Below are 691 nucleotides of genomic sequence, written 5' to 3'. Positions count from 1 at the left end.
GTTCTTGGTCACTGGAAGGGACTCCCCAGTAAGTGCAGACTGGTCAATCTTAAGGGGATCACCCTCAAGGAGACGAGCATCAGCAGGGACGATGTCACCGAGCTTGATGCTGATAATGTCACCGGGAACCAAGATTGCTGCCTCCTGCTCGCCCCATCGGCCATCCCTCAGCACCTTGGTCTTGGGTGCAAGGTTGGCCATGAGAGCAGCAGCGGCGTTGCCGGCGTTGTTCTCTTCGATGAAGGAGATGGTGGAGTTGATAACCAGCAGGACAATGATACCGACGAAGTCCTCCCAGTCCGGTGGCTTGCCGCCGCCGTTGGCCAGCGCGATGGCCATGATGGCGGCCATCTCCATGACCCACGACAGCGGGTTCCACATGAACCCCAAGAACTTGAGTATCTTGCTCTCCTTCTTCCCCTCGAGCTTGTTGGGGCCGAACATCTCGATACGCCGGTTCCCCTCCTCGGAGGAGAGCCCCTCGCGCGTACATTTCAGCTGCTCGAACACCTCCTCGATCGGTATGTTCTCCAGATCAACGGCCTCATTCTTGATCTCCTCGAGCCCACCCATGGCTGACGCGACGCCGGCGTCGTCGGCGAACACACCAGGCGCGACCACTAGAGAGGAATCGGCTCACCGCGAGACCCCAACTCTACCCCGTCCGTCTTCCACCTCCGGCGCGGCGGTG

Annotated in this window: 1 protein-coding gene; it reads right to left on the bottom strand. The window is 60.1% G+C overall.

Annotated elements, in window-relative coordinates; all coding sequences use genetic code 11:
* On the bottom strand, positions 1-606 hold a 606-nt coding region (locus NK662_RS24620), incomplete at its 3' end, for a P-type ATPase actuator domain-containing protein (protein WP_254761347.1).
* Positions 607-691 lie beyond the last annotated feature (85 nt).

The organism is Ectobacillus ponti (assembly GCF_024294785.1).
Classification (GTDB): Bacteria; Bacillota; Bacilli; order Bacillales; family Bacillaceae_G; genus Ectobacillus; species Ectobacillus ponti.
Note: the sequence above shows the minus strand (reverse complement) of the source record. Positions and strands in the feature narration are given on the sequence as shown.